The organism is Mycobacterium simiae, from assembly GCF_008370645.1.
GTDB classification, from domain to species: Bacteria; Actinomycetota; Actinomycetes; order Mycobacteriales; family Mycobacteriaceae; genus Mycobacterium; species Mycobacterium simiae_A.
On the sequence record NZ_VTZN01000599.1, the window covers coordinates 1 to 322 of the forward strand.

Below are 322 nucleotides of genomic sequence, written 5' to 3' on the forward strand. Positions count from 1 at the left end.
TTACACCCTGTGGCAACAGCAAGTGCTGGGCGACGAATGCGACCCGGAATCTGCTCTGGCAGGCCAATTCGCCTACTGGAAAACCGAATTAGCGGGGGCCCCGGAGCAGATCCGGCTGGCTGCGGATCGGCCGCGACCGGCCCAGCAGTCGTTCAACGGTAAGTTGATCTCCTTCGGTGTGCCAGCGGGTCTGCGCGAGCGGGCGGAGCGGCTGGCCCGGCGCACCGGCACCACGCTGTCGATGGTGTTGCAGGCCGCGCTGGCGGTGCTGTTGCGCAAGCTCGGCGCCGGTGATGATGTCTGCATCGGTGGGCCGATCGCG

1 protein-coding gene is annotated in these 322 nt (G+C 67.1%); it reads left to right on the forward strand.

Going from position 1 to position 322, the window contains the following annotated elements:
- Nucleotides 1-322, forward strand: a 322-nt coding sequence (locus F0Q45_RS27065) for a condensation domain-containing protein (RefSeq protein WP_149656706.1), incomplete at both ends; no start/stop codon positions are given.